This is a genomic window from Thermocatellispora tengchongensis, from assembly GCF_014202315.1.
Lineage (GTDB): Bacteria > Actinomycetota > Actinomycetes > Streptosporangiales > Streptosporangiaceae > Thermocatellispora > Thermocatellispora tengchongensis.
In genome coordinates this window covers 191,751-216,241 of sequence record NZ_JACHGN010000008.1, presented here as the reverse complement: position 1 = coordinate 216,241, position 24,491 = coordinate 191,751, and the positions used below count along the sequence as shown (strand labels likewise).

Annotated in this window: 23 protein-coding genes; 14 read left to right on the top strand and 9 right to left on the bottom strand. The window is 75.6% G+C overall.

The features are described 5' to 3' along the window. Positions 1-17: 17 nt before the first annotated feature. Positions 18-2,039: a CehA/McbA family metallohydrolase gene (locus HNP84_RS20310; RefSeq protein WP_185051338.1), complete on the bottom strand. Its 2,022-nt coding sequence runs from the start codon at positions 2,037-2,039 to the stop codon at positions 18-20. Between the two features lie 166 nt (positions 2,040-2,205). On the opposite strand from HNP84_RS20310, the gene HNP84_RS20305 reads away from it, so the two are divergent. Further along, complete coding sequence (locus HNP84_RS20305) at positions 2,206-2,652, top strand: DUF4383 domain-containing protein (RefSeq protein WP_185051337.1); 447 nt, start codon at positions 2,206-2,208, stop codon at positions 2,650-2,652. Between the two features lie 50 nt (positions 2,653-2,702). Here HNP84_RS20305 and HNP84_RS20300 read toward each other — a convergent pair whose 3' ends face one another. From HNP84_RS20300 to HNP84_RS20270, 7 genes are all read right to left on the bottom strand, one after another. Beyond that, on the bottom strand, positions 2,703-2,909 hold the full coding sequence (locus HNP84_RS20300) for a hypothetical protein (RefSeq protein ID WP_185051336.1): 207 nt from the start codon (positions 2,907-2,909) through the stop codon (positions 2,703-2,705). Between the two features lie 52 nt (positions 2,910-2,961). After that, the gene (locus tag HNP84_RS20295) at positions 2,962-3,423 is read right to left on the bottom strand and encodes a four-helix bundle copper-binding protein (protein WP_185051335.1); all 462 of its coding nucleotides are present in this window, start codon (positions 3,421-3,423) and stop codon (positions 2,962-2,964) included. 72 nt (positions 3,424-3,495) lie between these two features. Then, the gene (locus HNP84_RS20290; RefSeq protein ID WP_185051334.1) at positions 3,496-4,029 is read right to left on the bottom strand and encodes a hypothetical protein; all 534 of its coding nucleotides are present in this window, start codon (positions 4,027-4,029) and stop codon (positions 3,496-3,498) included. Beyond that, on the bottom strand, positions 4,026-5,132 hold the full coding sequence (locus tag HNP84_RS20285; RefSeq protein ID WP_185051333.1) for an MlaD family protein: 1,107 nt from the start codon (positions 5,130-5,132) through the stop codon (positions 4,026-4,028). The genes HNP84_RS20290 and HNP84_RS20285 overlap by 4 nt, the downstream gene beginning before the upstream one ends. A gap of 2 nt (positions 5,133-5,134) precedes the next feature. Beyond that, on the bottom strand, positions 5,135-6,343 hold the full coding sequence (locus tag HNP84_RS20280; RefSeq protein WP_185051332.1) for a hypothetical protein: 1,209 nt from the start codon (positions 6,341-6,343) through the stop codon (positions 5,135-5,137). Further along, on the bottom strand, positions 6,340-7,407 hold the full coding sequence (locus HNP84_RS20275) for a TRAFAC clade GTPase domain-containing protein (protein WP_185051331.1): 1,068 nt from the start codon (positions 7,405-7,407) through the stop codon (positions 6,340-6,342). The genes HNP84_RS20280 and HNP84_RS20275 overlap by 4 nt, the downstream gene beginning before the upstream one ends. Then, a complete protein-coding gene (locus tag HNP84_RS20270; protein WP_185051330.1) occupies positions 7,395-8,363 on the bottom strand; it encodes a protein kinase family protein in 969 nt (322 codons plus the stop codon). Before HNP84_RS20270 ends, HNP84_RS20275 begins: the two co-directional genes overlap by 13 nt. 167 nt (positions 8,364-8,530) lie before the next feature. Between HNP84_RS20270 and HNP84_RS20265 the strand changes: the two genes are divergently transcribed. From HNP84_RS20265 to HNP84_RS20205, 13 genes are read left to right on the top strand one after another with little or no spacing between them, the layout of a single operon-like run. Further along, positions 8,531-9,496, top strand: a complete 966-nt coding sequence (locus HNP84_RS20265) for an effector-associated domain EAD1-containing protein (RefSeq protein WP_312925302.1) — start codon at positions 8,531-8,533, stop codon at positions 9,494-9,496. Continuing rightward, positions 9,493-10,191 carry a hypothetical protein gene (locus tag HNP84_RS20260; protein WP_185051328.1) on the top strand — a complete coding sequence of 233 codons (699 nt, stop codon included), beginning with the start codon at positions 9,493-9,495 and terminating at the stop codon, positions 10,189-10,191. Before HNP84_RS20265 ends, HNP84_RS20260 begins: the two co-directional genes overlap by 4 nt. Beyond that, positions 10,188-11,258: a HesA/MoeB/ThiF family protein gene (locus tag HNP84_RS20255; RefSeq protein ID WP_185051327.1), complete on the top strand. Its 1,071-nt coding sequence runs from the start codon at positions 10,188-10,190 to the stop codon at positions 11,256-11,258. The genes HNP84_RS20260 and HNP84_RS20255 overlap by 4 nt, the downstream gene beginning before the upstream one ends. Continuing rightward, on the top strand, positions 11,255-12,778 hold the full coding sequence (locus HNP84_RS20250; protein WP_185051326.1) for an effector-associated domain EAD1-containing protein: 1,524 nt from the start codon (positions 11,255-11,257) through the stop codon (positions 12,776-12,778). Before HNP84_RS20255 ends, HNP84_RS20250 begins: the two co-directional genes overlap by 4 nt. Then, positions 12,775-13,968 (top strand): JAB N-terminal domain-containing protein, encoded by a 1,194-nt coding sequence (locus HNP84_RS20245; protein WP_185051325.1) that lies wholly within the window; start codon positions 12,775-12,777, stop codon positions 13,966-13,968. Before HNP84_RS20250 ends, HNP84_RS20245 begins: the two co-directional genes overlap by 4 nt. After that, entirely contained in the window at positions 13,922-14,764 is an 843-nt protein-coding gene (locus tag HNP84_RS20240; RefSeq protein WP_185051324.1) for a hypothetical protein, read from the top strand. Before HNP84_RS20245 ends, HNP84_RS20240 begins: the two co-directional genes overlap by 47 nt. Continuing rightward, positions 14,761-16,611, top strand: coding sequence for an ATP-binding protein (locus HNP84_RS20235; RefSeq protein ID WP_185051323.1), 1,851 nt, complete (start codon positions 14,761-14,763; stop codon positions 16,609-16,611). The genes HNP84_RS20240 and HNP84_RS20235 overlap by 4 nt, the downstream gene beginning before the upstream one ends. A 28-nt stretch (positions 16,612-16,639) precedes the next feature. Then, the gene (locus HNP84_RS20230) at positions 16,640-17,830 is read left to right on the top strand and encodes an AAA family ATPase (protein ID WP_185051322.1); all 1,191 of its coding nucleotides are present in this window, start codon (positions 16,640-16,642) and stop codon (positions 17,828-17,830) included. Between the two features lie 18 nt (positions 17,831-17,848). Continuing rightward, entirely contained in the window at positions 17,849-18,640 is a 792-nt protein-coding gene (locus HNP84_RS20225; RefSeq protein ID WP_185051321.1) for a hypothetical protein, read from the top strand. A gap of 1 nt (position 18,641) precedes the next feature. Further along, positions 18,642-18,914: a hypothetical protein gene (locus HNP84_RS20220; RefSeq protein ID WP_185051320.1), complete on the top strand. Its 273-nt coding sequence runs from the start codon at positions 18,642-18,644 to the stop codon at positions 18,912-18,914. Next, a complete protein-coding gene (locus HNP84_RS20215; protein ID WP_185051319.1) occupies positions 18,911-19,588 on the top strand; it encodes a soluble NSF attachment family protein in 678 nt (225 codons plus the stop codon). The genes HNP84_RS20220 and HNP84_RS20215 overlap by 4 nt, the downstream gene beginning before the upstream one ends. A 1-nt stretch (position 19,589) precedes the next feature. Continuing rightward, complete coding sequence (locus HNP84_RS20210; RefSeq protein WP_185051318.1) at positions 19,590-21,191, top strand: DUF8588 domain-containing protein; 1,602 nt, start codon at positions 19,590-19,592, stop codon at positions 21,189-21,191. After that, positions 21,188-24,265, top strand: coding sequence for a WD40 repeat domain-containing protein (locus HNP84_RS20205; protein ID WP_185051317.1), 3,078 nt, complete (start codon positions 21,188-21,190; stop codon positions 24,263-24,265). The genes HNP84_RS20210 and HNP84_RS20205 overlap by 4 nt, the downstream gene beginning before the upstream one ends. A gap of 15 nt (positions 24,266-24,280) precedes the next feature. On the opposite strand, the gene HNP84_RS20200 is transcribed toward HNP84_RS20205, so the two are convergent. Then, the gene (locus HNP84_RS20200; RefSeq protein WP_185051316.1) at positions 24,281-24,490 is read right to left on the bottom strand and encodes a radical SAM-modified peptide, FtsH ternary system-associated; all 210 of its coding nucleotides are present in this window, start codon (positions 24,488-24,490) and stop codon (positions 24,281-24,283) included. Between the last annotated feature and the right edge of the window lies 1 nt (position 24,491).

Genomic DNA, 24,491 nt, shown 5'->3' with positions numbered 1-24,491 from the left:
CGGCGGGGAGGAACCGGCTACGTGGGCCTGAGCCTGCTCCGGTACACCTGGCGGGCCCGTTCGCACAGCTCCAGGTGGTCCCGGCGCTGCTCGTCCGCCTCGAACCGGCCGGACTTCGCCAGTGCCGCCTCCAGCCGGTCCAGGCAGGCCAGGCACCACCGCACGTCCGCCTCCCTGGCGACGTGCTCGTCGGCCACGTCCAGGTAGACCGGGCTGGTGTGCGCGTACGCGCGGCGGTGCTGGCTGCGCGGGTGCGGGCCGCCTGCGGCCACGGCCACCACGTACGTCGGCGTGCCCGCCTCCAGCGACGCGGTCAGCCGTCCCGGCGGGCCCTTGGCGAGGACGCCGTCCGCGGTGCGGATCTCCAGCGTCTCGACCTCCGGGCCGACCGACTCCACCGTGATCTCCACGCGCTCGCCGGGGCTCAGGTCCAGCGTCGCGCCGGGCCTGTGGCCGTTCACGGTGAGCTCCAGCCAGGGCCCGGTGGTGGCGAAGGTGCGGCCGAGCGCGACGGCCCGGGCGTACGACTCGGCGGTGAGCCCTTCCGGGACGTGGGCGTAGACGCGCGCCCAGCCGGGCGGCCCCGAGGCGGTGCCGCGGTGGCACCAGGACAGCACCGCGTCGGTGCCGGCCGTGACCGCCAGCCGGTTGCCGGCGCCGATCAGCCGGCGATAGACGCGCGCCGTGCCGAGCATCGAGGAGTGGTTGAGCACGTCGAGGGCGTCGATCAGGCCGAGCGCGGCGTCGGCGACGATCTCCCTGGCGGCGCAGTCGCGGCTGAGGTCGAAGACCCGCTCGGGCGGGTCGTCGTCGTCGGTGTAGGCGTGGAAGGGGTGGCCGTAGCCGAGCAGCCCGCCCAGTTCGCGCAGTTCCTCGCACGCGGCGGCGTTGGGCGGCCAGTCGGGCGCGCCGGCGAACCCGGTGTGGTAGCGCTTGGGCAGGCCGCGCAGCCCGAAGGCGGTGAGGTGCCCCAGCATGTCGTTGCGGTACTCCACGCCGAACCTGGCCAGGTGCGTGGCGTCGGACCACGGCAGGTCCCGCCCCGCCCAGTGCGTCAGCGCCTCCAGGTCGTAGACGCGCTCGCCGGCGGCGTTGCCCGCCACCAGATGGAGCACGTGCAGGTCCTCGCCGTGCTGGGCCGCCGCCGCCAGCGCGGGCGCGGCCGGCTCCTCGCCCATCCAGTTGAGGTGGACGTGCAGGTCGCCGCCGTACCAGCCGCGGGCGGCGGCGTCGTAGAGCCGCTCGGGCGCCATCGCGACCAGGGTCTCCTCGCCCGCCGCCGGGGTCAGGGCCCGGACGGACTCGCCGTACTCCATGCCCCTGGTCACCGTCACCGTGATCGGCTCCGCGGGCACCGCGACCACGAGGTCGTCACCGTGGAAGTACGGCCGCAGGTGGGCGTCCACCTTGGGCGGGGCGCCGTGGGGATACCAGCCCTGCCCGTTCGCGCCCACCACGCTCCACCGGCAGGGGAACCCGGCACGCAGCCGGATCGTCGCCGCGGGCGCGCGCCTGAAGACGGGCGACAGGTCCACCGGCCGCCCGCCGGCCAGGACCTCCCGCTCGGCCCGCACCACCTTCGCCCCGCGCGGCGGCACCTCGACCGGGCCGCCGTCCACCACGACGGTGACCGGCTCGTCGCGGGCGGAGTCCAGCAGCAGCGCCGTGGGGTACGGCCCGTCGCCGAGCACGACCCGGGGCTCGGCCTCCAGGGCGTGCCCTTCGGGGGTCAGGCGCAGCGCGGGCAGATGGGCGAGCACCTGGCCGCCGAGCGCGTCGCGCACCGCCCTGGCCTCGTCCACCACCTCGCCCATGCGGGCTTCGAGGTCTTCCCCCGAGGCGTCCGGGTAGCGCTCGGCGACCTGCCGTAACGCCGCGTTCCAGTAGTCGTGGCGGCGGTCGAGGAACACCGTGGCCCACGCCTGCACGATGTAGGCCAGCCGCTCCTCGCCCCAGCAGACGCCGTACGCGTCGCGCAGGGCCCGGTAGCCGTCCAGGGCACGGGCGACGGGCTCGGGCAGTAACGGATCGTCGGACATCGAACACTCCCTGAGATCGGCCGCCACGTCATCGTGACCACGAATCACGCGCCGCGCAAGACCGCACCGTGCTCAGGGCCTGTGCGCGGCGCCCGCATGATTGAGAGGGCGCGCGCCGGGTAGCCGGGGCACGGCAGGGTAATCGGCCTGCCACTAGGGGGTATCCATGAACGCCTCGCACACCACCGCCACCCGGTCGCCGCTGCAGCTCGCCGCGCTCGTCATGGGAGTGGTGTTCCTGCTCGTGGGCGTGCTCGGCTTCATACCGGGCATCACCACCGACTACGGCGCCATGCGGTTCGCCGGCCACGAGTCGGGCGCGCACCTGCTCGGCGTGTTCCAGGTCTCGATCCTGCACAACATCGTCCACCTGCTGTTCGGGATCGCCGGCGTCGCGCTGGCGCGCTCCTGGGCCGGGGCCCGCAACTTCCTGATCGTCGGTGGCGCGATCTACGCGCTGCTGTGGCTGTACGGGTTGCTCATCGACCACGGCAGCCCGGCGAACTTCGTCCCGCTGAACACCGCGGACAACTGGCTGCACCTGATCCTGGCGGTCGTGATGATCGCCCTGGGCGTGCTGCTGGGCCGCCGCGCCGCGGCCACTCGCCGGTGACCCCGCAACGCCCCGGCCCGTGCCGTCCGGCACGGGCCGGGGCGCCGGGTTCACTCCAGGTCGTCCGGGTTCAGCTCCTCGCGGCGCTCCTGTTCGTCGCCGGAGGCCGCGGACGTGCGCTCCGGGGCGCCGGGCGTGGAGCCGGCGGGGCGCTTCGAGGTCTCCTCCTCCGTCTCGGTGAGCGGGGCGCCGGTGGCCTCCTCGCTCGCGCCGCGCTCGACCTTCGGGCGCGGCTCGCCCGTCGGCTTGTCGTTCATGTGTCGTCCCCCCTGTTCTCCGTGCGATCTTCGTCCGACCGGACGGCCCCGCTCAGCGGCCCTGCTGCGGGACGCTCTTGCTCGGCGGCCCGGTCGCGCCGGCCGGCTGGAGCTCGGGCAGGAGCTGCTTGAGCGCGTTCTCGGTCTCGCGGCACGCCTGAGCGCACACGCGGCAGTGCTCGTGCCTGTCCGCGTGCTCGGCGCACGAGTCGCCGCAGGTGCGGGTGGCCTGGATCGCCGCCTCGACCTGGGCGACGGTCAGGCGGGCGTCGTACCCGGTGTGCCGGGACAGGACCGCGCCCGTCGTGGCGCAGATCTCCGCGCAGTCGAGGTTGTCGCGGATGCAGCGGGTGAGCGACGGCAGCTCCTCGGCCCGCTCCGACAGGCAGGCGTCGGCACAGGCCGTGCACGCCTGGGCGCAGGTGCTGAGCGCGTCGATCACGGACGCCAGCCGCCCGCGGTCCAGGTTGATCTCGGCCGGGTAGGCGTCCAGCATCTGCTGGGCGTAGGTCATGGCGACCTCCTGGTGCAGTAGCCGGTTGCGTCGTCCTTCCGGCACCGCCTACCCCGGGTGCGGGAGCTAATCTCAGCAGTCCACGAGGAAGTAGACGTCCAGGTAGAGCCGGTCGGTGAGGCCGCCGGTCTCGTAGTTGAGATTCTCGATCTCGGCCCGGCCGAAGGTGGCGGGGCGGCCGTCCTTGATCATGCGCGCCGCCGCCAGGGCGGCGTCACGCGCGGCCACGCGCTGGGCGTTGGGGGCCAGGCCGTAGGCGTAGATCAGGCCGCCCTGGCGCCCGCGCATGCCGGCGCGCCTGACCTCCGCGTCTACCTGGGCGAGCAGCCTGGCCCGGGTGGCCGGGTCGCGCTCGCGCAGGCCGCGGAAGGAGATCCCGCGGATCGTCAGCCGCCTGCCCTCCAGCTCGTACGACGTGGGGCAGTCGGACCTCGTGGGGCTCGCCGTCGGCGAGGGCGACGGGGTGGGCTCGGGCATCGGCTCCATCACGCCCTGACTGCCCAGCGAGGTGACCAGCAGGACCAGGAACAGGTCGGCGAACAGCCATCCGGCCAGCGCGATCGGCGAGCCGAAGCCCCGGCGGCGGGGACGGTCGGGATGGGTCATCGCCCGGTCACCGCGCCCGGGGCCGGGGCCGGGGGCGGCCGGTTGCCCCGGACCGGCGCGGGGCCGCCGTTGCCGGTCTCGTCGTCCAGGATGCGCAACAGCTCCTGGAGCTGGTAGACCAGCGTGCCGATGGCGTCGCCGTGCTCGGCGAGCATGGCCAGGCTCTCGGCGCAGCGCTCCAGGGTGCGCCGCGCGTCCTGCGAGACGGCGCTCAGCGCGCGGGTCTCCTGGGCCGAGTGCTGGGTGGCGCGTTCCAGCGAGCCGAGCAGCCCGCCGAGCGCGTCGCGCAGCCGTTCCTGGTCGCGGGCGTGCCGCTCGTAGATCCCGATCAGATCGCGCAGCGTGTCGGCGGGGGCGCTCAGGTTCTCGCCCAGCTCGGTCAGCGAGGCGGCCGTACGCTGCCAGCTCTCCAGCCCGGCCGTCAGCGAGCCGACCGCGGCCTTGATCGACTCGGCCGGGCTGGTGTTCAGCACCTCGACCAGCTCGCCCGACAGCTTGCCCATGGCCGCGTCGAGCTTGGTGGTGCTCTCGTGGATCTGGCCCGCGATCCGGGTCAGGTCGGCCGAGGAGACCTGGCTCGGCGTCATCGGCACCGCGATCAGCAGCGTGGCCCTCCCGAGCGCCGCGGCCAGCCGCCGGCGCCGCTCGGCCCTGGAGCCGATCCGCGCGCCGATCCGGTCGCAGAGGGTGACGAGGAGGGTCAGCACGACGACCGCGCCGAGCGCGCCGACCACCCACAGGGCGGAGGTGCTGAGCGCGACGATGCCGCCCGGGGCCGTCTGCCAGAAGCGCAGGAAGGTGAGGTCGGTGTCGCTGCGCTGCCAGGCGATCAGGGCCATGCTCAGCGACCACCACGTGGCCGCGATCGGTACGAACACCGCGATGTCCCGCAAGGTCCCGCAGACCGTGGCGATGCCGGTGAACACGCTGGGACGGTCGGGCAGCAGCACGTCGGGCGGGTAGGCGGCCAGCAGATCGACCCCCGCCACCCGCGAGCCGCCCGCGTCGAGCTCCTTGGCCAGCTCGGTCAGCGTCTCGGCGCCCGGACCGCCGTCGGCCGCGGCCAGGCGCACCTGCTCGGCGCAGTCCTTCAGAGGGCTCACCCTCACCTCCAGAGCCGGGCCGTGGCGAACAGGACGAAACCGGCGGCGACCGCCAGGACCACCACCGCGACGAGCACCGGGATGGCGTGCCGCCACCGCGCCAGAACGCCCCGGGAGCGGCGCCCGCCGGCGCGGGCCAGCCTGCGCTCCAGCTCGGCGCTCACGGCCTCGGTGACCGGGTCGGTGCGTCCCTCGGCCCACAACCGCACCAGCTCGACCAACTCGGCGTCGGGGAAGCGGGCGATCATGGCGGCGACCTGGCCGCGGCCCTCGGCGGAGGCGAGGTAGTCGCGCTCGCGGGGCGACAGCCGGCCGCGTGCGGCGGCCGTGGCCAGCAGGAAGGCGTCGTCGAGCACCCCGGGCGCGCGCTGCACGGCCTTGGCCCACCGCCGCACCCGCGCGGGGTCGGTGAGCGGCCGGGACGGGCGGATGCGCTCCATGCCCTCGCTCCCCGAGCGCAGGTAGGCCGCCACCAGGGTCTCGGCCAGCGGCGCCGCCGGGGCGCCCGCGGGCGCGATCCGCTCGCGCGGCACGCCGTGGGAGGAGAACTCGGGCTCGGCGGTGAGGATGATCAGCCGGGTGGCCTCGCGCCCGGCGTCGTCGGACTCGCGGGTGGCGAAGGTCCACGGATCGGCGCCGAAACCGCGCGCCACCCCCAGCACGACCTGGGCCAGGCCGAGCGGGTCGGACGCGGGGGCGACCACGGTGTAGCGGGCCGACGGGCAGCGCAGCACCCGATCGACCACCGCCGCCGCCTCGGCGGCCAGGACGGGATCGGGCCGGGGCAGCGGCGCGCGCAGGGTGGGGCTCCAGCGGAACGCCTCCAGCGCGCCGCCGGCGGGCAGGGGGTCGCCGGGGTCGAGCCAGCCCTCCCAGTGGGCGTACGCCAGCGCCGCCTCGGGGGTGAGCGCCGCCGCGGGCCCGACCAGGGCGTGGGTGAAGGTGGAGCCGGGACGGCCCGTGGCGTCCTGTACCGGCCACTTGCGCAGGACCGCGGCCTCCTCGGCGTACCGGAGGTAGGCGATGCCGGGCGGGCTGCCGGGCGGCTCGGCCGCGGCCCAGATCTCGGTGCGCAGCAGATCGGCCCAGTGCCGCAGCCCGTCGTACGGCAGCGACGTGGCGACCGGCCCGACCCCGCGGGTGCCGAGCAGGCTGGTGGCCGACCACTGGAAGACGATCTGGTCGAGGTAGGCGCCGGTGTGCGCGGTCATCGCGTTCCCCTCTGCCCGCCGCCGGCCGGGCCCAGGACCTGCCGCTGCGCCAGGAGCCAGAGCAGCGGCTTGACGGTGCGGCGGGGCCCGAAGCCGCGCTGGCGGAAGCGCTCGCCCGCCTCCATGGGCGAGGCGCCGGCCGCCGAGGCGAGGTGCAGGCTCGACCGCAGGAAGACCGAGGCGGGGCCGAGGAAGCCGGGGCCGCGCAGGCTGAGCAGGCGGTGGACGTCGCGGCTCTCGTCCTCCACGGTGTCCAGGTCGAACTGCTCGGAGTCGGGGTGGGCGAACCACCGGTTGACGTCGGGCTCGTCCAGGAAGCGCAGCCGGTCGGCCTTGGCGACCACGAGCGCGGCGGGCAGCGCGAGGTGGCCGGCCCTGGTGTAGCCGTGCAGCGAGGTGAGCCTGCTGATCACGGTGCCGAACACCCGGTCGCCGCCCCGCGCGCCGCGCCTGCCGAGCAGCAGTTCGCCGTCGACCACGAACAGCAGCGCGTTCAGCGCCCGCAGGAAGTGGTTGTCGCGGTCGGCCTCCAGTCGCTCGCCGCCGACGTCGAAGAAGACCACCGCGTGGTAGCCGCGGGTGCGCGGGTTGTAGACCCGCAGCGCGTCGGTGAGCTCGATCGTGGCGGTGGCGGGGGTGATCGGCAGGACGCGGCGCTCCTCCAGGAACGGCACGATGGCCCGCTGCTCGAAGCGGCGGTGGATGCGCAGGTCGAGCGGATCGACGCGGAGGGGCAGCGCGCCGGTGCGGCCGGCGTGCATGAACGAGCGGACCATGGCCGCGAGCAGGTGGGTCTTGCCGGCCGAGCCCTGGCCGACGACGCCGATCACGACCGGCGGGCCGTAGTGGCCGTAGCCGTAGGGCAGGAAGTGCTCGCCGAGCCCGCCGCCCGCGCAGACCCGGGCGAGCCGTTCCTCCTCGGCCCTGCGGTCGGCGGGGTCGCGGCTCTGCCCCGGGACGTACGGGGAGGTCCGCCCGTCGTCGCCGATCACCACCACCCGGGCGGTCTCCCAGGTCAGGCTCCGGGCGCACAGGGGGCAGCGGATGCGCATCACCTCACCCACCCGAGGATCAGCGACACCAGGGCGACGCACAGTGCCACGACCGCGGCGGCCGCGAGCAGGCAGCCGGAGCGGAAGCGGCGCAGGACCATCGGCGGCGGCGCGAACGGGCGGAACAGGTGCGACTCCTCCACGCGCACGGTGGCCGGATCGATCAGCGGCGCCCGGTCGGCGAGCTGGGCCGCGCGCATGGCCGCGAAGCGCCGGTCGGCCTCGGCGGCGCGGGCCAGGTGCGCGGGCGGGCGGGGCGGGGGCGGCGGCGACCAGCGGCGCAGCAGCTCGCGCAGGTCGGGGGCGGCGGGGCCGTCGTAGGCGCCGGCGAGGCGGTCGAGAGGGCCGGGCAGGTGGTGGGCGAGCCGTTCGCGCATGCGGGCGGGCTCGGGCTCGGGCGGCTCGCCGGAGTACAGCCAGAACAGCACCTGGCAGGCGCTGTGCAGGTCGTCGGCGAGGGACGCCCGGCCGCCGCCGGCCAGGTCGGCGGGCGAGCGCCACTCGGCGGGCACCGGGGAGCCGGGCGGACGGTCCTCGCCCACCACGACGGCCTGGGAGTAGTCGGCGATCTGCAGGCTCTCGCCGTCCCACAGCAGCGAGCGCGGGCAGATCGCGCGGTGCACCACGCGCGAGTCGGCCAGCTCGCGCAGGCCGATGAGCAGGTCGAGCGCGGCGGCGTCCTTCTGCGCCTCGGTCAGCGTGATGTCGTCGAGCGGGCGGCCCTCCTGGGCCAGGACGGCGAGGTCGCGGTCGTGGCCGACGAGCATGGCGAGCTGCGGCGGGTAGGCGCCGAAGGCGTACTGGGCGGCGAGCCGGGCGCCGATGGCGACGACGCGGCCGAGCGCGGCGGAGCCCGGCCGCTCGGGGGTGAGCACCACGGCGGACGTGCCGTCGCCCAGCCTGCACGCGCGCGCGATCAGGCCGTCGCGCTGGACCACCGAACCGGTGAAGGCGGTCTCCAGCGTCACCCGGCCACGGGATTCACCACCGGGCCGGAACACCTGCACCGAACCGCGAGTCTCGGCCAATCTCGCCCCTCCCAGGGCCGTGAGAATATCGCACTTCAGCGCGCCGTTTCCCGGCCGTCCGGCACTTTTTCCATTGAGCGGATGACGCTGGCCGTAATTTGCGATTCATGCGGCCCGATATCGCGGAGAATGCCGGTGTCCACGTCGCCACAGGGGGTACACGCGAGCCCTTGATGTGCGAAGATTGTGCGGCACGACGCGCGTGGAGAATGCACGGGGGTCCGATCGCACCGATGGCAGAAGACGACTACGAGCGATTGCGGCGCGGCGACGGTTTCGCGCTGCTCGCACGCCTGTTCCCCGATGAAATGAGCACGCGCGCGCTACTCGAAGATGCGAATGTGGCATTACACAGGCTCCGCCCTTATGGTCACCTTCGGGGGGATTTGTACTGGCGCGCCGCGTGCCGGACCATCGCCGACGGCGCGTTCCCCGAATCGAGCATCGCGGTCCTGCTGCGCGAGGCGCTGCGCCACTACCCCGGCAACGCGGCCCTGCTCGCGCTGGCCGGCGAGCCCTCCCGGCAGAACTCCGAGGTGCGGGTGCTGTGCCTGGCCGCCCAGCCGGGCGACAAGGCGCGGCTGCGCCTCGGCGCCGAGTACCGCGAGATCGTCCGCGAGACCCGGGGCAGCCGGGTGGTCCCGACGATCCGGCAGGCCGTCCAGTACGAGGACCTCGACGCCTGCCTGTACGACGCGAGGCCGCACATCCTGCACTTCAGCGGCCACGGCACCGCCGGCGGCGAGATCCTGCTGGAGGACCACGGCGGCTTCGGCCACCCGCTCGGCGCCGCCGCGCTCGCCCGCGTCCTGGCCGCCTTCGGCCGGCTGAGCGCGATCGTGCTCGGCTCCTGCCACACCGCCGCCGCGGCGCGGCCGCTGCTCGCCGTCAGCGACGTGGTGGTCGGCGCCTCGGGGCCGCTGCACGACATCTGCGCCCTGCACTTCACCCGCCACCTCTACCGCGGCGTCGCGGCCGGCGAGCCGGTGGCCCGCGCGTTCGCCGCCGCGACGGCCGTGCTCGACGGCCTGGGCTGCCCGCCCCACGAGTTCGCGATCGAGGAGGCGGCATGACCGGCACGACGGGCGCGACCGGCGCGACAGGCGCAAGCAGCACGACGGGCGCAGGCGGCACAACAGGCGCGACGCCGGCGGGCGACGGGGCCGAGCGCAACGTCGTCAAGGAGTTCCGCGCCGGCGTGCGCCTGGGCGAGGACCCGGTCAACACGGTGGTGCAGGACGGCCCGGCCGTCACCACCTGGCGGTCGGAGTGGATGGGCGGCTACTGCCCCGTCTGCGCCCACAGCTTCCGCCAGGACGACCCGGTGCTGCTGCGCATCGGCGACGACGGCCGCCTGGCCGAGGTGCGCCACGACCCGGCCCACCTGCCCTGGTGCGGTCTGGCCGAGGCCGAGGAGCACGGCGAGTCCGCGGTGGGCCGCGCCTTCTTCGAGGCGATCGACGCCATGGACCCGCCCTTGGTCCGGTACGTCCGCCGGCTGCACCCCGGCGACCCGCTGCTGCGGCCGCGCGAGACCGTGCGCCCCAGCGACCGGCGCCAGTGCTGCTTCGTGTGCCGTGAGTCCTTCCGGCCCTACGAGTTCGTGGTGACCTGCGTGTGCCGCCCCGACGACCCGCAGTGCTCGCTCACCGTCCACCGCGACGCCGCGCACAGCCTGCTGTGCTACGAGGACTTCATCGACAGCCGCAGCGGCCTGCGCCAGTGCCCCATGGACATGCGGGTGCTCCCCCAGGAGCAGCGGCCATGAACGACCGGTTCGCGCGGCACGAGCTGATCCCCGGCTGGCGGCAGGACGCCCTGGCCGGGGCCACCGTCGTCGTCCTCGGCGTCGGGGCGCTGGGCAACGAGACCGCCCGGCTGCTGGCCATGGCCGGGGTCGGCGGCCTGGTGCTGTGCGACCCCGACGTCGTGTCCGCCTCCAACCTGAGCAGGTGCGCCCTGTTCCGGGCCGGCGACGTGGGCGCGCCGAAGGTGGAGGCGGCGCGGCGCGGCCTGGCCGGGCTGGCGCCCGGCACCCGGGTCACGCCCAGGCGGGCGGCGCTCGACACCGGGGTCGGGCTGGCCGAGCTGCGTGACGCCTCGCTGGTCGTCGGCTGCCTCGACTCGGTGGCCGCCCGGGTGCAGCTCGCCGGCCGCTGCGGGCTGGCCGGCGTGGGCTGGCTCGACGGCGGCACCGGGCCGTGGGGCGGCGAGGCGCGGCGGTTCACGCCCGGCGGCGCCTGCTACGGCTGCCTGGCCGGGCACGCCGGGCGGGCCGTGCTGGACGACCCGGTCGGCTGCGGCGCCCTGGCCGTCCAGGCGCCGGCGGGCGCGTCGGCGCCGGTCACCGCGCTGGTGGGCGCCTGGCTGGCCACCGAGGGCGTACGCCTGCTGTGCGGGCTGCCGCCGGGGCCCGAGGTCGTCGTCTTCGACGCCGAGACCGGCGCCCGCCCGGTCGGGGTGCGCCGCTCCGCCGACTGCCCGCTGCACGAGCCGATACCCGCCGGGTCGGTCACCCCGATCGGGCTGAGCCGCGCCGCGACCGCGGGCGAGGTGCTGGCCGCGGCGGCCGGCCCGGGTGAGGACGTGCTCACCTGGAACGGCTTCGGCGCCGGGCCCATGCCGGGGCGGGCGGGCCGGGTCGTGACCCGGCTCGGCGCGGCCGACCCGCGCGCGACGCTGCGCTCGCTGGGGGTCGCCCCCCGGGAGATCCTGCCGGTGGCCCGCCGCGACGGCCTCGGCGACATCCGCTACATCGAGCTCGCGCCCGGCCCGGAGGAGGACGGGGCGGGCGCGGCGCCGCAGGCCGACCGACAGGGAGTGAGGGCCCGATGAAGAACCGGACCGAGTTCCTCGAAGAGCTGGCCAGGGTCTTCGACCAGCAGGCCGAGGCGGAGGCGCTGCTGGAGGCGATCGGCTTCCCGCGGGGCGAGCGCCCCAACTGGGAGGGCTTCCGCACCGCCGCCCTGTACTGGGGACAGGTGCTGCGCGAGATCGAGAACGGCCGCATCGACGGCCACGGCCCCGAGGCGCTGGCCGTGGCCGCGCACCGGCAGTACCGCGGCAACGCCATCTTCCGCCGCGCCGCGGAGGAGGTGCCCGAGCCGCTGCCCGACGCCCAGGTCAGGGTGACCCCTCGAGAGGGCGGCCGGGCGGCCGAGACCCCGGAGGAGTGGCCGACCCTGACGTTCCGGGGCAGCGAGCACTACGAGGAGTTCGTGCGGCTGGCCCGTCAGGTGATCGGCCCCGACACCCAGTTGCTCTACACCGGGGCCGAGGAGGCCGCGCTGTACGTCCCGGGCGGGCTGGACGAGGCGCGCCTGGGCCGGCTCCGGCGCGAGGTCGCCGACCTGGGCCTGGGCGAGAACGTCGAGGTGCTGTTCGAGGTCTACCCCTTCCAGCCCCACCTGTTCGAGCAGCTGCGCCTGGTGGGGCCCGACCAGCAGGTCTTCTACGCCGAGAACGTGCCCAACACCACGCCGGTGCGCGACATCCCGCACGCGGTGCTGTTCCAGTACGGCGAGGAGACCCGCCAGGACCGTTTCGGCCGCGCCCGGCGCACGGTCGTGGACCGGGTGGTGCCGGGGGCAACCCCGCAGGATCCGCCGCAGGAGCAGCGGCTCGACCCCGACCTGACACTGCAGCAGGCCGGGGTGCGCGAGGGCGACGAGCTGCACATCAGGCCCGAGAGCACCGCGGGCGCGATCAACCCCCGGCTGCGCCGCGCCGCCCTGGCGCGGGTGCGCAACGAGATCCGCGACTACGAGCGGGCCAACCCGGGCTTCGAGATCGTCTACACCGACGACGAGTTCCTGCCCACCTGCTACGAGGTCCAGTTCCGGGCGGCGGGCTTCGAGCCGCCGCGCGAGCAGGCGGCCGACCCGGCCGACCTGCGCCCGGTGCCGCGCGACGTGCACAAGGCACTCATCGTGCTGTACGACCTGTTCCCGATCAAGGCGCCGGCGGTGATGTTCACCACGCCGATCTTCCACCCCAACGTCGAGCCCCGCGGCACCGACTCCCGGCCCATGGGGTGGGTGTGCATCGGGGCGCTGGGCGACGACGCCTACCGCACCGACCTCGACTTCCACGTGCTCTGCGCGCTGATCATGGACATCGCGGCCTACCGCAACTACGGCGCGCTCCCCCACGGGTTCCTCGACGCGCACGGCTTCCTGAACAGCGAGGCGGCGCTGTGGGCGGTCAGCGAGCAGGGCCAGGAGATGATCGTGCGCCGGGGCGGCCGGCCCCTGCTGCCGATGATCGGCATCGAGGAGACACCGCCACCCAAGCCGATCCGCATCCGGGGCGCGCACGCGCCCCGCCCCGGAGACGCGGCGGGAACCGGCCGGTGAACGCCGAGCCCGGCGGCCAGCCGAGCGGGCAGCCGCACTTCCACCTGGAGGACACCAGCGACGGGCGGGTCTTCGACGTGGCCCCGATGATGCCGCTCGTGCGCCGGGCCCTGGCGCGGCACCTCGCCGAGGACCACGAGGTGGACATCGAGCTGCGCTTCGGCGGGGCGGGCGGCCGGCAGGCCGCGGGCACCGCGCACGAGCCGGCGCACATCCCCTACCTCGACACCGAGCCGTCCCGGGTCGAGGTGCAGGTCACCCACAAGGACGCGACCCTGCACTCCGGCGCCTACCTCGTCCGCGAGCTGTTCGGCAAGGTGATGACCGAGCTGGCCGCGCGCATGCGCGACCCCGACGCCAGGTGGGGCTACCGCCTGGTCAACGTGGGCCGCGACCGGCCGCTGGTGTTCCGGGCCCCGGCCCTGCGGGTGAAGGACGAGACGCTGCTCCAGGTGGCCATCCGGCCGATCCAGGCCGGGCAGCGGGTCATGGTCGTCGTCGATCTCACCGCCATCGCGGGCAGGCTCGCCGAGCGCATGGGCACGATCCGGCCCACGCCGCAGGTCGAGGGCAGCGTCGTGGTGGATCCCAAGCGGCCCCGGCGCAACTTCAGCATCCGCAAGATGGAGGAGCCGGAGCTGCCGGAGCTCGATCCGGCGGCGATGGGCATGGCGCCGGAGCATCTCACCCGGATCAACGTGGCGCTGACCCCCGAGGTGCACGAACTGCTCGACAGCGGGCTGGAGCTGAGCGGGCGGGTGGAGGAGGGCGGTTTCCTGGCCGGGCGGGTGTTCGCGCTCGGCCCCGAACGTCACCTGGTGCGGGTGGAGCGGGTGCTGTCAGCCGAGCACACCGGGGCGTCCTTCATCCACTTCACCTTCACCAGCGACTCCTTCCAGGCGCTCACCCAGGCCCTCCGCGCGGGCGGCGAGGGCGAGCGGCTGGTCGGCTGGTGGCACACCCACCTGCTCGGCATCGACGTGGAGATGGGGCTGTCCGAGACCGACGTGATCCTGCACCACGGCACGTTCCGCCAGCCGTGGCAGGTCGCGGGCCTGATCAACCTCGGCAGGCGGGGGCGCGCGCTGCGCTTCTACGCCGCCACCGCCGACGCCATGGAGGAATGCGCGTTATGGACGATCGATGAGCGCGACGGATACCGCCTTGCGTCTCCTCCTGTGGGCCACTGACCGCTCCGGCCCCGAGCCCCCGCCGGCGGGCGACCTGTCCGACGTGGGCGCCCTCGCCGAGCCGCCGCCGGAGGTCCGGCAGGCCGCCGTGGGCCTGGCGGCCCGCACCGCGGCGCGGCTGCGGCTGAGCGCGCCGCCGCTGGGCGACGGCCGCCCGGTGACCTGCGGGGTGGTGCTGCTGGCCGCCGCGGCGGGCGCGTGGCCCGGCGGCGGGGCCGCGGCCGACCTGCTGGGCGCGGTGGCGCGAAGCTGCTCGGCGTACGAGCTGCTGGCCCGGCACGGGCTGGCCGAGGCGCTGCTCGCGGCGGGCTGCGATCCGGCCCTGGGCGGCGCGCTGCGCGACTTCTCCCCGCTGACCGCGCTGCTGGACGAGCCGGGGCCGGGGGGCCCGGCCCGTTGCGAGCTGGTCCTGGACGAGCTGCTGGCCGACCCCGAGGGCCGCAACCTGTTCACGCTGGCGTTCGCCGCGCCGCCCGCGACCGACGGGCAGAGCGCGTGGCGCGGGGAGGTGCTGGCCGGGCTGCTGCCCGCCGAGAAGGAGCTGGTCCTGGACGTGTACGAGACCGCGATGCCCCAGGCGGGCCCGGCCCACCTGGAGCGGGTCGGCGCGGCGGCGCGCCGCCTGCGACCGCCGAGCGACCTGGCCCCGGCCGCGGCGACGGCCCGCTGGTGGCAGGCCCTGGCCCGGCTGGACCGCACCGAGGGCGAGGGGCTGCGCTCGCGCTACGGGCTGAGCGGCCACCGGCCCGGCCTCGACCTGTACTGGCAGATGTTCCGGCTGGGGGTGCTGGGATGAGCGACGCGCTGACGATCGTCGCGGTCGGCGACGCCGACCGCGACCGCTTCCACGGCGCCCCGCCCGCCACGCCGCTGCGCACTGTCCTGGCGCAGGGCGCCTACCTGCTGCTGCGCCCGCTGGACCCCCGGCTGGCCGAACGCCCGGTGCGCGAGCTGGACGTCGAGGTCACCCTGCTCGCCGAGTTGCCCGTGGGCACGGCGGTGTACCCGACCGGCCTGGCGCCGGCCGCGCCCCCTGACGCGGCCACCGGCCCGCCGGAGCCGGCCGCCGCGCCGCGCGAGGGCCCGTGGCTGCCGGTGCCGCCACCGCCGCCCGCCCAGCGCTTCCCGGAGGAGCTGACCGACCGCCAGGCCGTGGAGATCGCGTACGCCGCCGAGATCGGGCAGGTGGGCTCGTTCCTGCGCCGCCGCATCTCCAGCATCGTCACCTGCGACAAGCTCGTCGTGGAGCATCTGGGCCCGCTGATCGGCGAGCGGGCCGGCGCGGTGCCGATCCTGCTGGAGACCCCGGAGGAGGAGCAGGACCCCTCGGCGCTGATGGCGCCGCGCAGCCGGCGTCAGCGCCAGCTCGACCAGCTCCGCACGCTGCTGCGCGAGCTGAAGGACGGCCAGGTCCTGGTGATCCCGCACCTCGACCTGCTGTGCGGCGGCGGAGACGGGCTGACCGCCGAGGCCCGCGACCTGATCGAGCTGCTGTACAACCACTCCTCGCAGCTCATCCTGGCCTTCGCCGACCCGACCATCGGAGTGCCCGAGGTGCTGGCGGAGCGGTTCGGCGCCCGGATCGCCATCACCGGCAGCCCGCGGGTCGTCGTCGACCCGGTTTCGGGCGAGGAGCTGCCGCTCGGCGTGTGCATGGTGACCAGGAGCGAGGCCGGGCTGTTCGCGGGCTACAAGCCCGAGGAGTTCCACAAGTACGTCGCCGGCCTCAACCCGATCCGGCTGCGGCAGGCGGTGCGCTACGCGTACGCCGAGCACGCCGGCCGCGACAAGCCCACCGACGCCGATCTGCGCAACACGATCCGGGGGTTCAAGGCGCGCATGTCGGCCAGCTTCGAGGTGCCCGACGTCAGCTTCCGCGACATCGGCGGCTACCGGGAGGTCAAGGCGGCCATCGCCGACGCCCTGGAGATCATGACCGGGCTGCGCGACCTGGGCGACCGCTCGCAGAGCGAGCTGATGCCGAAGGGGTTCATCTTCTACGGGCCGCCCGGCACCGGCAAGACCCTGTTCGCCAAGGCCATCGCCAACCACCTCAACGCCACGATCATGGTGGTCTCGGGCCCGGAGGTCACCGACAAGTACGTCGGCGAGGGCGAGCGGAAGATCCGCGAGCTGTTCGCCTCCGCCCGGCGCAACGCCCCCTCGGTGATCGTCTTCGACGAGTTCGACGCCATCGCCGGACGGCGCAGCGAGCGCGACGACGGCGGCAGCCGGGCCGGCAACGCGATGGTCGCCCAGCTCCTCACCGAGCTGGACGGGTTCCGCGAGGACGTGCCGTTCCTGGTCATCGGCACCACCAACCAGCTCGGCCTGATCGACCCGGCCCTGCTCCGGCCGAGCCGGTTCCTGCCGATCCGGGTGGACCTGCCCTCCCAGGAGGCCCGCCGCGAGATCGTGGCGGTGCAGGCCCGGCGCTTCGGCATCGCGGTCTCCGACGAGCTGACCGGGCTGGTCGCCGAGGCGACCAGCGGGCGGTCCGGCGACGACATCCAGTCCATCTTCCGCGACGCCTACGTGGGCGAGCGCCTGCACGGACGCCCGGCCGCCGACCCGGCCGTACTGGGCGAGCTGGTGGGGCGGCTGAACCGCTCGGTGCGCGAGAAGCGCGAGGAGACGCTGTGAGGGCGAGGAGAACGGCGAGGGAGCGCCCATGACGATGCGCACCGGCGTGCCCGCGGAGTGGGGCCAGGAGGACGCCGCCACGATCAACCGGCTCGACGCGGTCTACCGGCGGCTGTCGCGCCGGTACGTCGGGCGCGACCGGGCGATCAGGCTGTTGCAGATCGCGGTGCTGAGCCGCGAGCACCTGCTGCTGCTCGGCCCGCCGGGGACCGCCAAGACCGACCTGGTGCTGCGCTTCTCGGAGCTGATCGACGTCCAGCGGACCTTCACCTACCAGCTCACCCGGTTCACCGAGCCGTCGGAGATCTTCGGCCCGCTGGACGTGGAGGAGTTCCGCAACAGCGTCTACCGGGTGCGCACGGCCGGGATGCTGCCCGAGGCGGAGATCGCCTTCCTGGACGAGGTGTTCCAGGGCAGCAGCGCGATCCTGAACTCGCTGCTCACGCTGATCAACGAGAGGCGGTTCTACAACGGGGCCCAGCCGCAGGACACGCCGCTGGTGACGCTGATCGGGGCGTCCAACGACCTGCCCGACGATCCGGTGCTGCGCGCGTTCGCCGACCGTTTCCTGCTGCGCATCGAGCTGACGCCGGTGGCCGACGAGCGCCTGTACGACCTGCTGCGGCTCGGCTGGGACCGCGAGCAGCTCGGCCTGCGCGGCCAGGCCGAGCCGAAGGAGCGGCGGATCGTGTCGCTGGCGGCGCTGTCGGCGCTGTCGCGGCGCACCGCCGAGGTGGATCTGGAGCCGGCGCTGCCCGCCTACCGCGACGTGGTCCAGGAGCTGCTGGCCGCCCGGATGACGCTGTCCGACCGGCGGATCGTGCGCGGGCAGAAGCTCGTGGCCGCCGCGGCGGTGCTGCGCAACTCCACCGTGGCCGAGCCCAAGGACCTGTGGCCGCTGGCGTACTTCTGGACCGACCAGGCCGACGCGCCCCAGTTCCTGGAGGCGGTGCAGGGCCGGGTCGAGGCCGACGGCGGTGAGTCGCTGGACCCGGCGCCCTCGGTGGCGCACATCGTCAACGAGATCGAGACCGTCCACGAGCAGGCGCGGCGGCGCCTGTCCGCGGGCACGGCCACCCCGGCGATCGTGGACGGCGAGCTGAGCCGGCTCACCGAGCTGCGCAACAAGCTGCTGCAGTACCACCCGGGCGCGCAGCAGGAGATCGCCGACGCCGACCAGAAGATCAAGGAGCTGATCTCCCTCATGCGCGACGCGTGAGGGAGCGGAGGGATCGCCATGTGCAACCCGCGCAGAGTGAAGGTCCGGGCGAGCAAGCGGCTCTCCCAGGCGTGGCAGGCCGAGCTGGAGCGCACGGTCGCGCTGAGCGCGACCGTGACCGGGGAGGCGAGGATCATCGAGCCGGTCGGCGCGGGGCTGGCCCCGCCGGTGCGGGCCCGGCTGGCCGAGATCCTGGCCGACGACCCCGACTGGGAGAAGACCGAGGACGGCCTGCGCCGGGACGTGCCGGGCGGCCACCTGCTCTACCACCCCGACACCGGCGAGCTGGAGATCGTGGCGACGGTCGCGGCCGAGGTCTCCGCCGAGGGCCAGGCGCGGCGGGTAATCGGCGGCGTCGCCGAGGCCGAGGCGCAGGTCGAGGTGACGGTCGGCTACTACGAGGACGGCTACCGCGGCCGTACCAAGCGGGTCGCCGAGCGCGAGGGCCGCGAGCAGGCGGAGGGCGAGGCCGAGAAGCAGGCGGTCCGGGAGGCCGCCGAGCGGGCCGGCAGCGAGCGCGAGGCCGCGGAGCGGCGGCTGCGCGAGCAGGAGGGGGCGCTGCTGGCCGAGGCGCGGGCCGACGCCGAGCAGGCGCTCGCGGGCGCGCGGGCCGCCCGCCAGGACGAGGTGACCGCGGGCGCCGAGCGCCGGGTCAGGGAGCTGCACCAGGGCTACCTCGGCTACTTCAACCGCCCGCTGACCCATGCCTACCGTGACGTGCTGCTGGAGCGGGCGGCCCGCGCCGACGCGCACAACCTGGTCTACGTGGAGGACGAGGGCGTCATCAAGATCCAGTTCGAGGTGGAGTGACATGGCCTACCGCGTCACGGTGCAGATCAACGTCGAGACCGGCGAGTTCGAGGTGTTCCAGATCGACGACATCGCCACCGGCGGCACCGGCGCCCGGCACAACGCCGCGCACGAAGCCGCCGCGGCCGAGCTGGGCGGGCTGATCGAGCGCCGGCCGCTGATCGAGGAGGTCCCGCTCGGCGGGCTCGACCCGTCGGCGGCGGCGATCCCGCGCATGGAGCCCGAGGCGGAGCAGACCGTCCGGCCGGCGCGTCCGAAGACCCAGGAGCGGTGAGCCGGCGCACCGACCTGCTCACCCGGGCCGCCGCCTGCTACGAGAAGGCGAGCCTGTATTCCGACGCGGCCCGGTGCTACCGCGACGCCGGGCACATGCAGCGGGCCGCCGCGGCGTACGCGCGGGCCGGCGACCTGGCCACCGCGGCCGAGTGCTACCGCGCGGGCGACGACTTCGCCGGAGCCGCCGACCTGTACCTCGCGCTGGGCCGCCCCGAGGACGCGGCCGAGTGCTGGCGGGAGGCGGGCGACCGGCTGCGCGCGGGCTGGGTGCTGGCGACCGGCACCCGCCTGTTCCTCCAGGCCGAGCGCCTGCTGACGGCCGCACCGGCGGAGGAGACCGGCGCGCGGCTGCGTCGGGAGCTGGCGCTCGGCGTGTGCCGGGCTCGGGGCGGCGGGCGCGCCGACGCGCTGGAGCGCGCGATCCTGGCCTGCGAGCGCGACCTGGCCGAGGTGCGCGGGCACCGGCAGCGGGAGCTGGTGGAGACCTGGGCGGTGCAGGCGGCGGGCCTGCTGGGGCGGCACGACCTGGCGGCGCGGGTGTTCGCCGCCTCCTACGCCTGCCGCACCCGCGACGCGGCGCGGCGCTGGCGGAGCTGGGCGATGGTGAACCTGGGCGACACGTTCGGCGTCCCCGAGGCGGACGGCCCCGACGCGGCGGACCAGGAGGCGTGAGATGCCGATACGGCGGCGCGGCTCGCAGCGCAGGGCTCCCACCGGGCCGCGGATCAAGGTGTTCCCGCAGCCGGCGTCCGACCAGCAGGCGCCGCGGCGGGCCGAGCCGGTGCCCGACGAGAAGCGCCTGGGCGTGCTCGGCCGTTTCACCGGCCCGGTGCAGACCCTGGCCTGCTGGTCGCTGCTGCTGGGCGAGTCCGACGAGCACGACCCGCCGGTGCTGCACCGGGAGCCGGGCGGGGCGTACTGGCTGGTGGCATGGCTGTCCCCGGGGGTGGGCGCGGGGCTGATCTGGGCCTCGGGCGGCGACGCGTACCGGGTGGAGGCCACCGCGGAGGAGATCGCGTTCGTGCCGCTGGGCGGCACCGGCCATCCGCCGCCCGCGCCGGCGGAGCTGGTGCGCTGGCCGGAGGCGAACCCGCTGTCGCTGGTGCCCCGCGTGCCCCTCGCCCCCGGCCGCGAGCGGGCGTACCCCGCGCTGGGCGTGCTCACCACCGGGCAGCTCGCGCACCAGATCATCCGGCGGTGCCTGGCCGACGGCGCGAACGTGGCCTACCGGCCGGTGCTGCGGCACGAGGTCTTCGTGGACGCGGGCGAGCCCGAGCCGGCCGTGCTGATCCGGGTGAGCGGGCCGGGGGCGGGTGAGGTGCCGCGCCGGCTCGTCGCCAAGCTGACCCGGCTCCCCCACACCATCGTGGGCCGCTACGCCGACCCCGGCGAGAGCCTGCTCCTCGATGTGGACTTCCGGCTGCCGGCGCAGGACGCCCACCTGTGCGGGGCGGTGCCCGCCGGCGCGCGCTGGGTGATCGGCCGGGCCGGCGCGGGGGCGTGGGCGGTCGATCCGCAGGCGGGCGAGAAGCCGGCCCACCTGATGCTCACGGCCCCGGGCCTGCCGCTGACGCCCGCCCCGGCGGTGCCCGGTGCGCGCGGGTTCCGGGCCTCGGAGCGGATCGAGGTGGGCCTGGTGCGCAGCTCCCGGCACCACGGCCCGATCGACGCGGTGCTGCTGGAGCGCGACCAGCTCGGGGCGCTGGCGGAGTACATGCGCGGCCGGCCGCTGGCGGAGGAGGCGTACCTCATCCCGGGCCAGGACGCGTACCTGCTGACCGAGCCGGCGCGGCTGCTGAACAGCGTGCCGCTGGGCCGCCCGCTGCGCCGCGTCGGGCCGTTCGGGTTCTATCTGGCGCACGGCTACGCGCTGGACCCGCCGCTGCCGCCGGCCGCGCGGGAGGACCTGTTCGCGGTCTCGCCGAGCCGCGCGGTGGTGGTGTGCCCCGGCGAGGCCATCGCGTTCGACGTCGAGAGGGCCAGGCCGGTGTGGCACCTGTGGCTGCCCGACGAGCTGCCCGCCTTCCGCGGCGGGCTGCCCGAGCGGGGGCGTGCGATCCTGGAGCGGATCGAGCGGGCGCGCGCCGGGCGCGAGGACACCGCCGCGCAGGAGCCCGGCAGCGAGGCGCGCCGGGCGCGGCTGCGCCTGGCGGCGATCCAGGCGCAGCTCGCCGACGAGCCGGAGGAGGCCGCCCGGCTGCTGGAGGAGGCGGGCGACTACGCCCGCGCCGCGCTGGCCCTGGAGCGGCTGGCCCGCGCGGAGGAGGAGGCGTGAACCTGGCGGAGTTCCGGTCCTGGGCCATCGAGGCCGACCGGCCCGTGGGCGTCGGGATCGCCCCCGACGGGAGCTGCTTCGCGGTGGCCGACGCCGCCGGGCTGATGCTCGTCGAGGACGACGGCAGGATGTTGTGGCGCCGCCCGGAGCCCGGCCCGTCGGTGACCGAGATCGCCTGGCCGCCGTCCGGCGACCGGTTCTTCGTCTGCGAGAACGGCTGGGTGCGGGAGTTCGACACCGACACCGGCGAGGAGGGCGTGCTGCCCGAGGCGCTCAACCCGCACTTCGACGCCACCGCGGTGGCGCTGTCGGCCGACGGCGGGCTGCTGGCCGCCGGCACGGCGCGCGGGCCGGTGCGGATACTCAACCGGGCCACCGGCGAGGTCCAGGTGCTGCACGGCTTCGACCCGGTCACCGCGCTGGCGTGGCTGGGACCGGCCACGCTGGCGGTGGCCACGGCCGGGAGCCTGCAGATCTGGAAGGCCGACCAGCGCACGCTGATCCGGACCCTGCTGGTGCGCGACGGCGTCCGCGCGCTGTCGTACGCCCCCGGCAAGGCGCGGCTGGCGGTGGCCGGCCCGAGCCGCGTCCAGGTGCTCGCCGACCCGCGTGCGGGCGAGCTGGAGACCGTGGGCCACGTGCGCTCGCCGGGCGCCATCGCGTACGCGCCCGACGAGACCGCGGTGCTGGCGGCGGTGACGACCCCACCGCCCGCCGGGACCGCGGGCGGCGAGCGCGGCGCGGTGACGGTGATCGCGGGTCACGTGCGGGCCAGGGCGGGGATCGCGGTGTCGCCGAGCGGGCTGATCGCGGTCTGCGCCGAGACGGCCGCGGTGACCGTCTACGAGCCGCCCGGGGCCGCGCGGCTGCTGCGCCGCGACCGGGAGGTCTCGGCGCGCAGCAGGTGGGCGGCGGGCATGGCCCGCACGGTGGGCCGCTCGGCGGCGCCGCGCCCGGCCTCGCGCATCCCGGTCATCGCCGAGGCGACCCCCGATCCGCCCGAGCCGCTGTACGCCTTCGCCTGGTCGCCCGCCTCCGACGGCTGGTACGCGGCCTCCGGCGACACGCTGACCCGGCACGGGCCCGGCGGGGAGGTGATGTGGACCTACGACGCCGGGGTCCTGCTCGCCGACCTCGCCGTGTCGGGCGACGGCACCGTGATCGCCGCGGCGGCCCACCACGACATCGGGATCGTGCACCTGATCGACGCGGCCGAGGGGCGGCCGATCGGCCGGGTGCCGGGCGGCCAATCGCCGGCGCTGTCGCCTGCGGCGCTGCTCGCGGTGCCCGAGCCCGGCGGCGATCCGCGGGCCGTCCTCGTCTACCGCGTCGCCGACGGGCGGGAGGTCGCGCGCCGCCCGGTGCCGGGCGGAACCGGCCGGGTGGCCTGGTCGCCCGACGGCACGAGGCTGGCCGCCGCCGCCGACGGCCGGCCGGTGATCTGGTCGGCGGGCGACTGGCGGCGCGTCGCGGGGCCGCGGCAGATCTCCGGGGCACCGCCCCTGGGGCAGATCGCCTGGTCCCCCGACGGCGCCTATCTGGCGGTGGCGCCGGTGGCCGGCCGCGGGCCGGTCACCGTGTTCGAGACCGCCACGTGGACCGCGCACGCGCGTCTCGGCGCGCCCGGCGGCTTCGCCTGGGCCGGGTCGCTGGCCTGGTCGCCCGACTCGCGGCTGCTGCTCCTGCCCGGCCACGACGCCGAGGCGATGGAGCTGTGGGACGTCGGCGCCGGCGTCAAGGTGCGTGAGATGGCCCGGCCCCGGTCCTGTTCCGGCACGGTGTGGCAGGCGGCGTGGTCGCCGCGCGGCGACGCGGTCGCGGTCCTGTACGACCAGCTCGCGCGCTACTCCGTGCACGGCGAGGTGACGTCCGCGTCGCGGCCGGAGCCGCTGCCGTTCCCGGCCGAGCTGCTGGCCCGCCTGGGCGGGATCTGCGGCGAGGCCAGGGCGCGCGCCCCGCTGTCGCTGCTGGCCGGGCTGCTCGCGCTGACCGGGCAGGGCGGGGACCACCCGGTGCCCCGCGAGCTGCTGCCGCTGTGCGACCTGCGCGCGGTCAAGGCGCTGCGGGCGCTGCGCTGGCCGCTGGACGCCCGGATCGGCATGGTCGCGCTGCTCACCGCGGACCTGCCGGGCGAGGACCGCTTCGCCGCGCCCGCCGGCACCGGCCGCTACGACCTGGCGGCGGCGCTCGGCGCGGTGCTCACCGCCACGCAGGTGCCGCCGGTCGCGCCGCCCGTCCCGGTCGCCGAGCTGACCCGGGCCGCCGAGCGGCTGGACGACCGGATGCTCAGCCTGCTCACCATCCTCGGCCCCGAGGCGGTGCAGGCCGACCCGCTGCTCCCGCTGCGGCTGCGCGGCATCAGGCACCGGCTCTCGCCGCTGCCGCCCCGGCAGCGGCGGCTGCTCGGCATGCGGCTGTCGATGACCGAGGAGGGACAGGCCGAGGGCCGGGGCGGCGGCGACGGCCGGGTGGGCCTGTCCCGGCAGGGCGACCTGCCCCACCTGCTGCCCTCGCAGCTCGCGCTGCCGGAGGAGGTGTTCCTGTACCGCCTGGCGCACGACCAGCTCCTGTACCGCACCCGGCGGGGGCGGCTGCCCGCCGGGAACCGGGGCACGATCCTGCTGCTGGACGACACTCCCCCGGCCCACGGCCAGGTCGGCGTGACGCTGCGGATCTGCGCGCACCTGCTGGCGACCTCCATGATCGAGCGGAGCTGCCCGTGCGCGCTGGTGCCGCTGGGCGACCCCATGGCGGTGCGGCGCCTGGACCGCAAGGCCGACCTGGTGGAGGTGTGGCGGCTGACGTCGCTGCGCCCGGCCGACCTGGGCCGGGCCCTGGACACCGTGCGCACCCTGACGCCGCGCATGACCGACGACCTCACCGGGCCGCCCCGGCTCGTCCTGCTCACCCACCCCCACCAGAAGGTGACCGGCGCGCCCGGCGACCTGCACGTGCTGCGGGTGCACTACCCGGGCCGGAGGGTGCGCGCGGCCGACGGGGCGGTGCTCGCCCCCGATCCCGACCCCGGCGAGCTGCGCCGGGTGCTCAACGCCGTGCTCTCGGACGGCGGGTGACGCGGGACCGGGCGCTCAGCCGCACATCATCTGCTCGACCGCGTCGGGGCCGAGGAGTTCGAGCAGCCGCTCCAGCACCTCCGGGCGCATCGCGTCGCCCAGCACCTCGACCGCGCCGTCCTTGACCGAGATCTCGATCCGGACCAGCCCGCCGCCGGGATGCTCGGCGTACTCCTCGGGCTGGATCAGGTCGGGCAGATGCTCGGCGATCTCGTATCGGGCCATG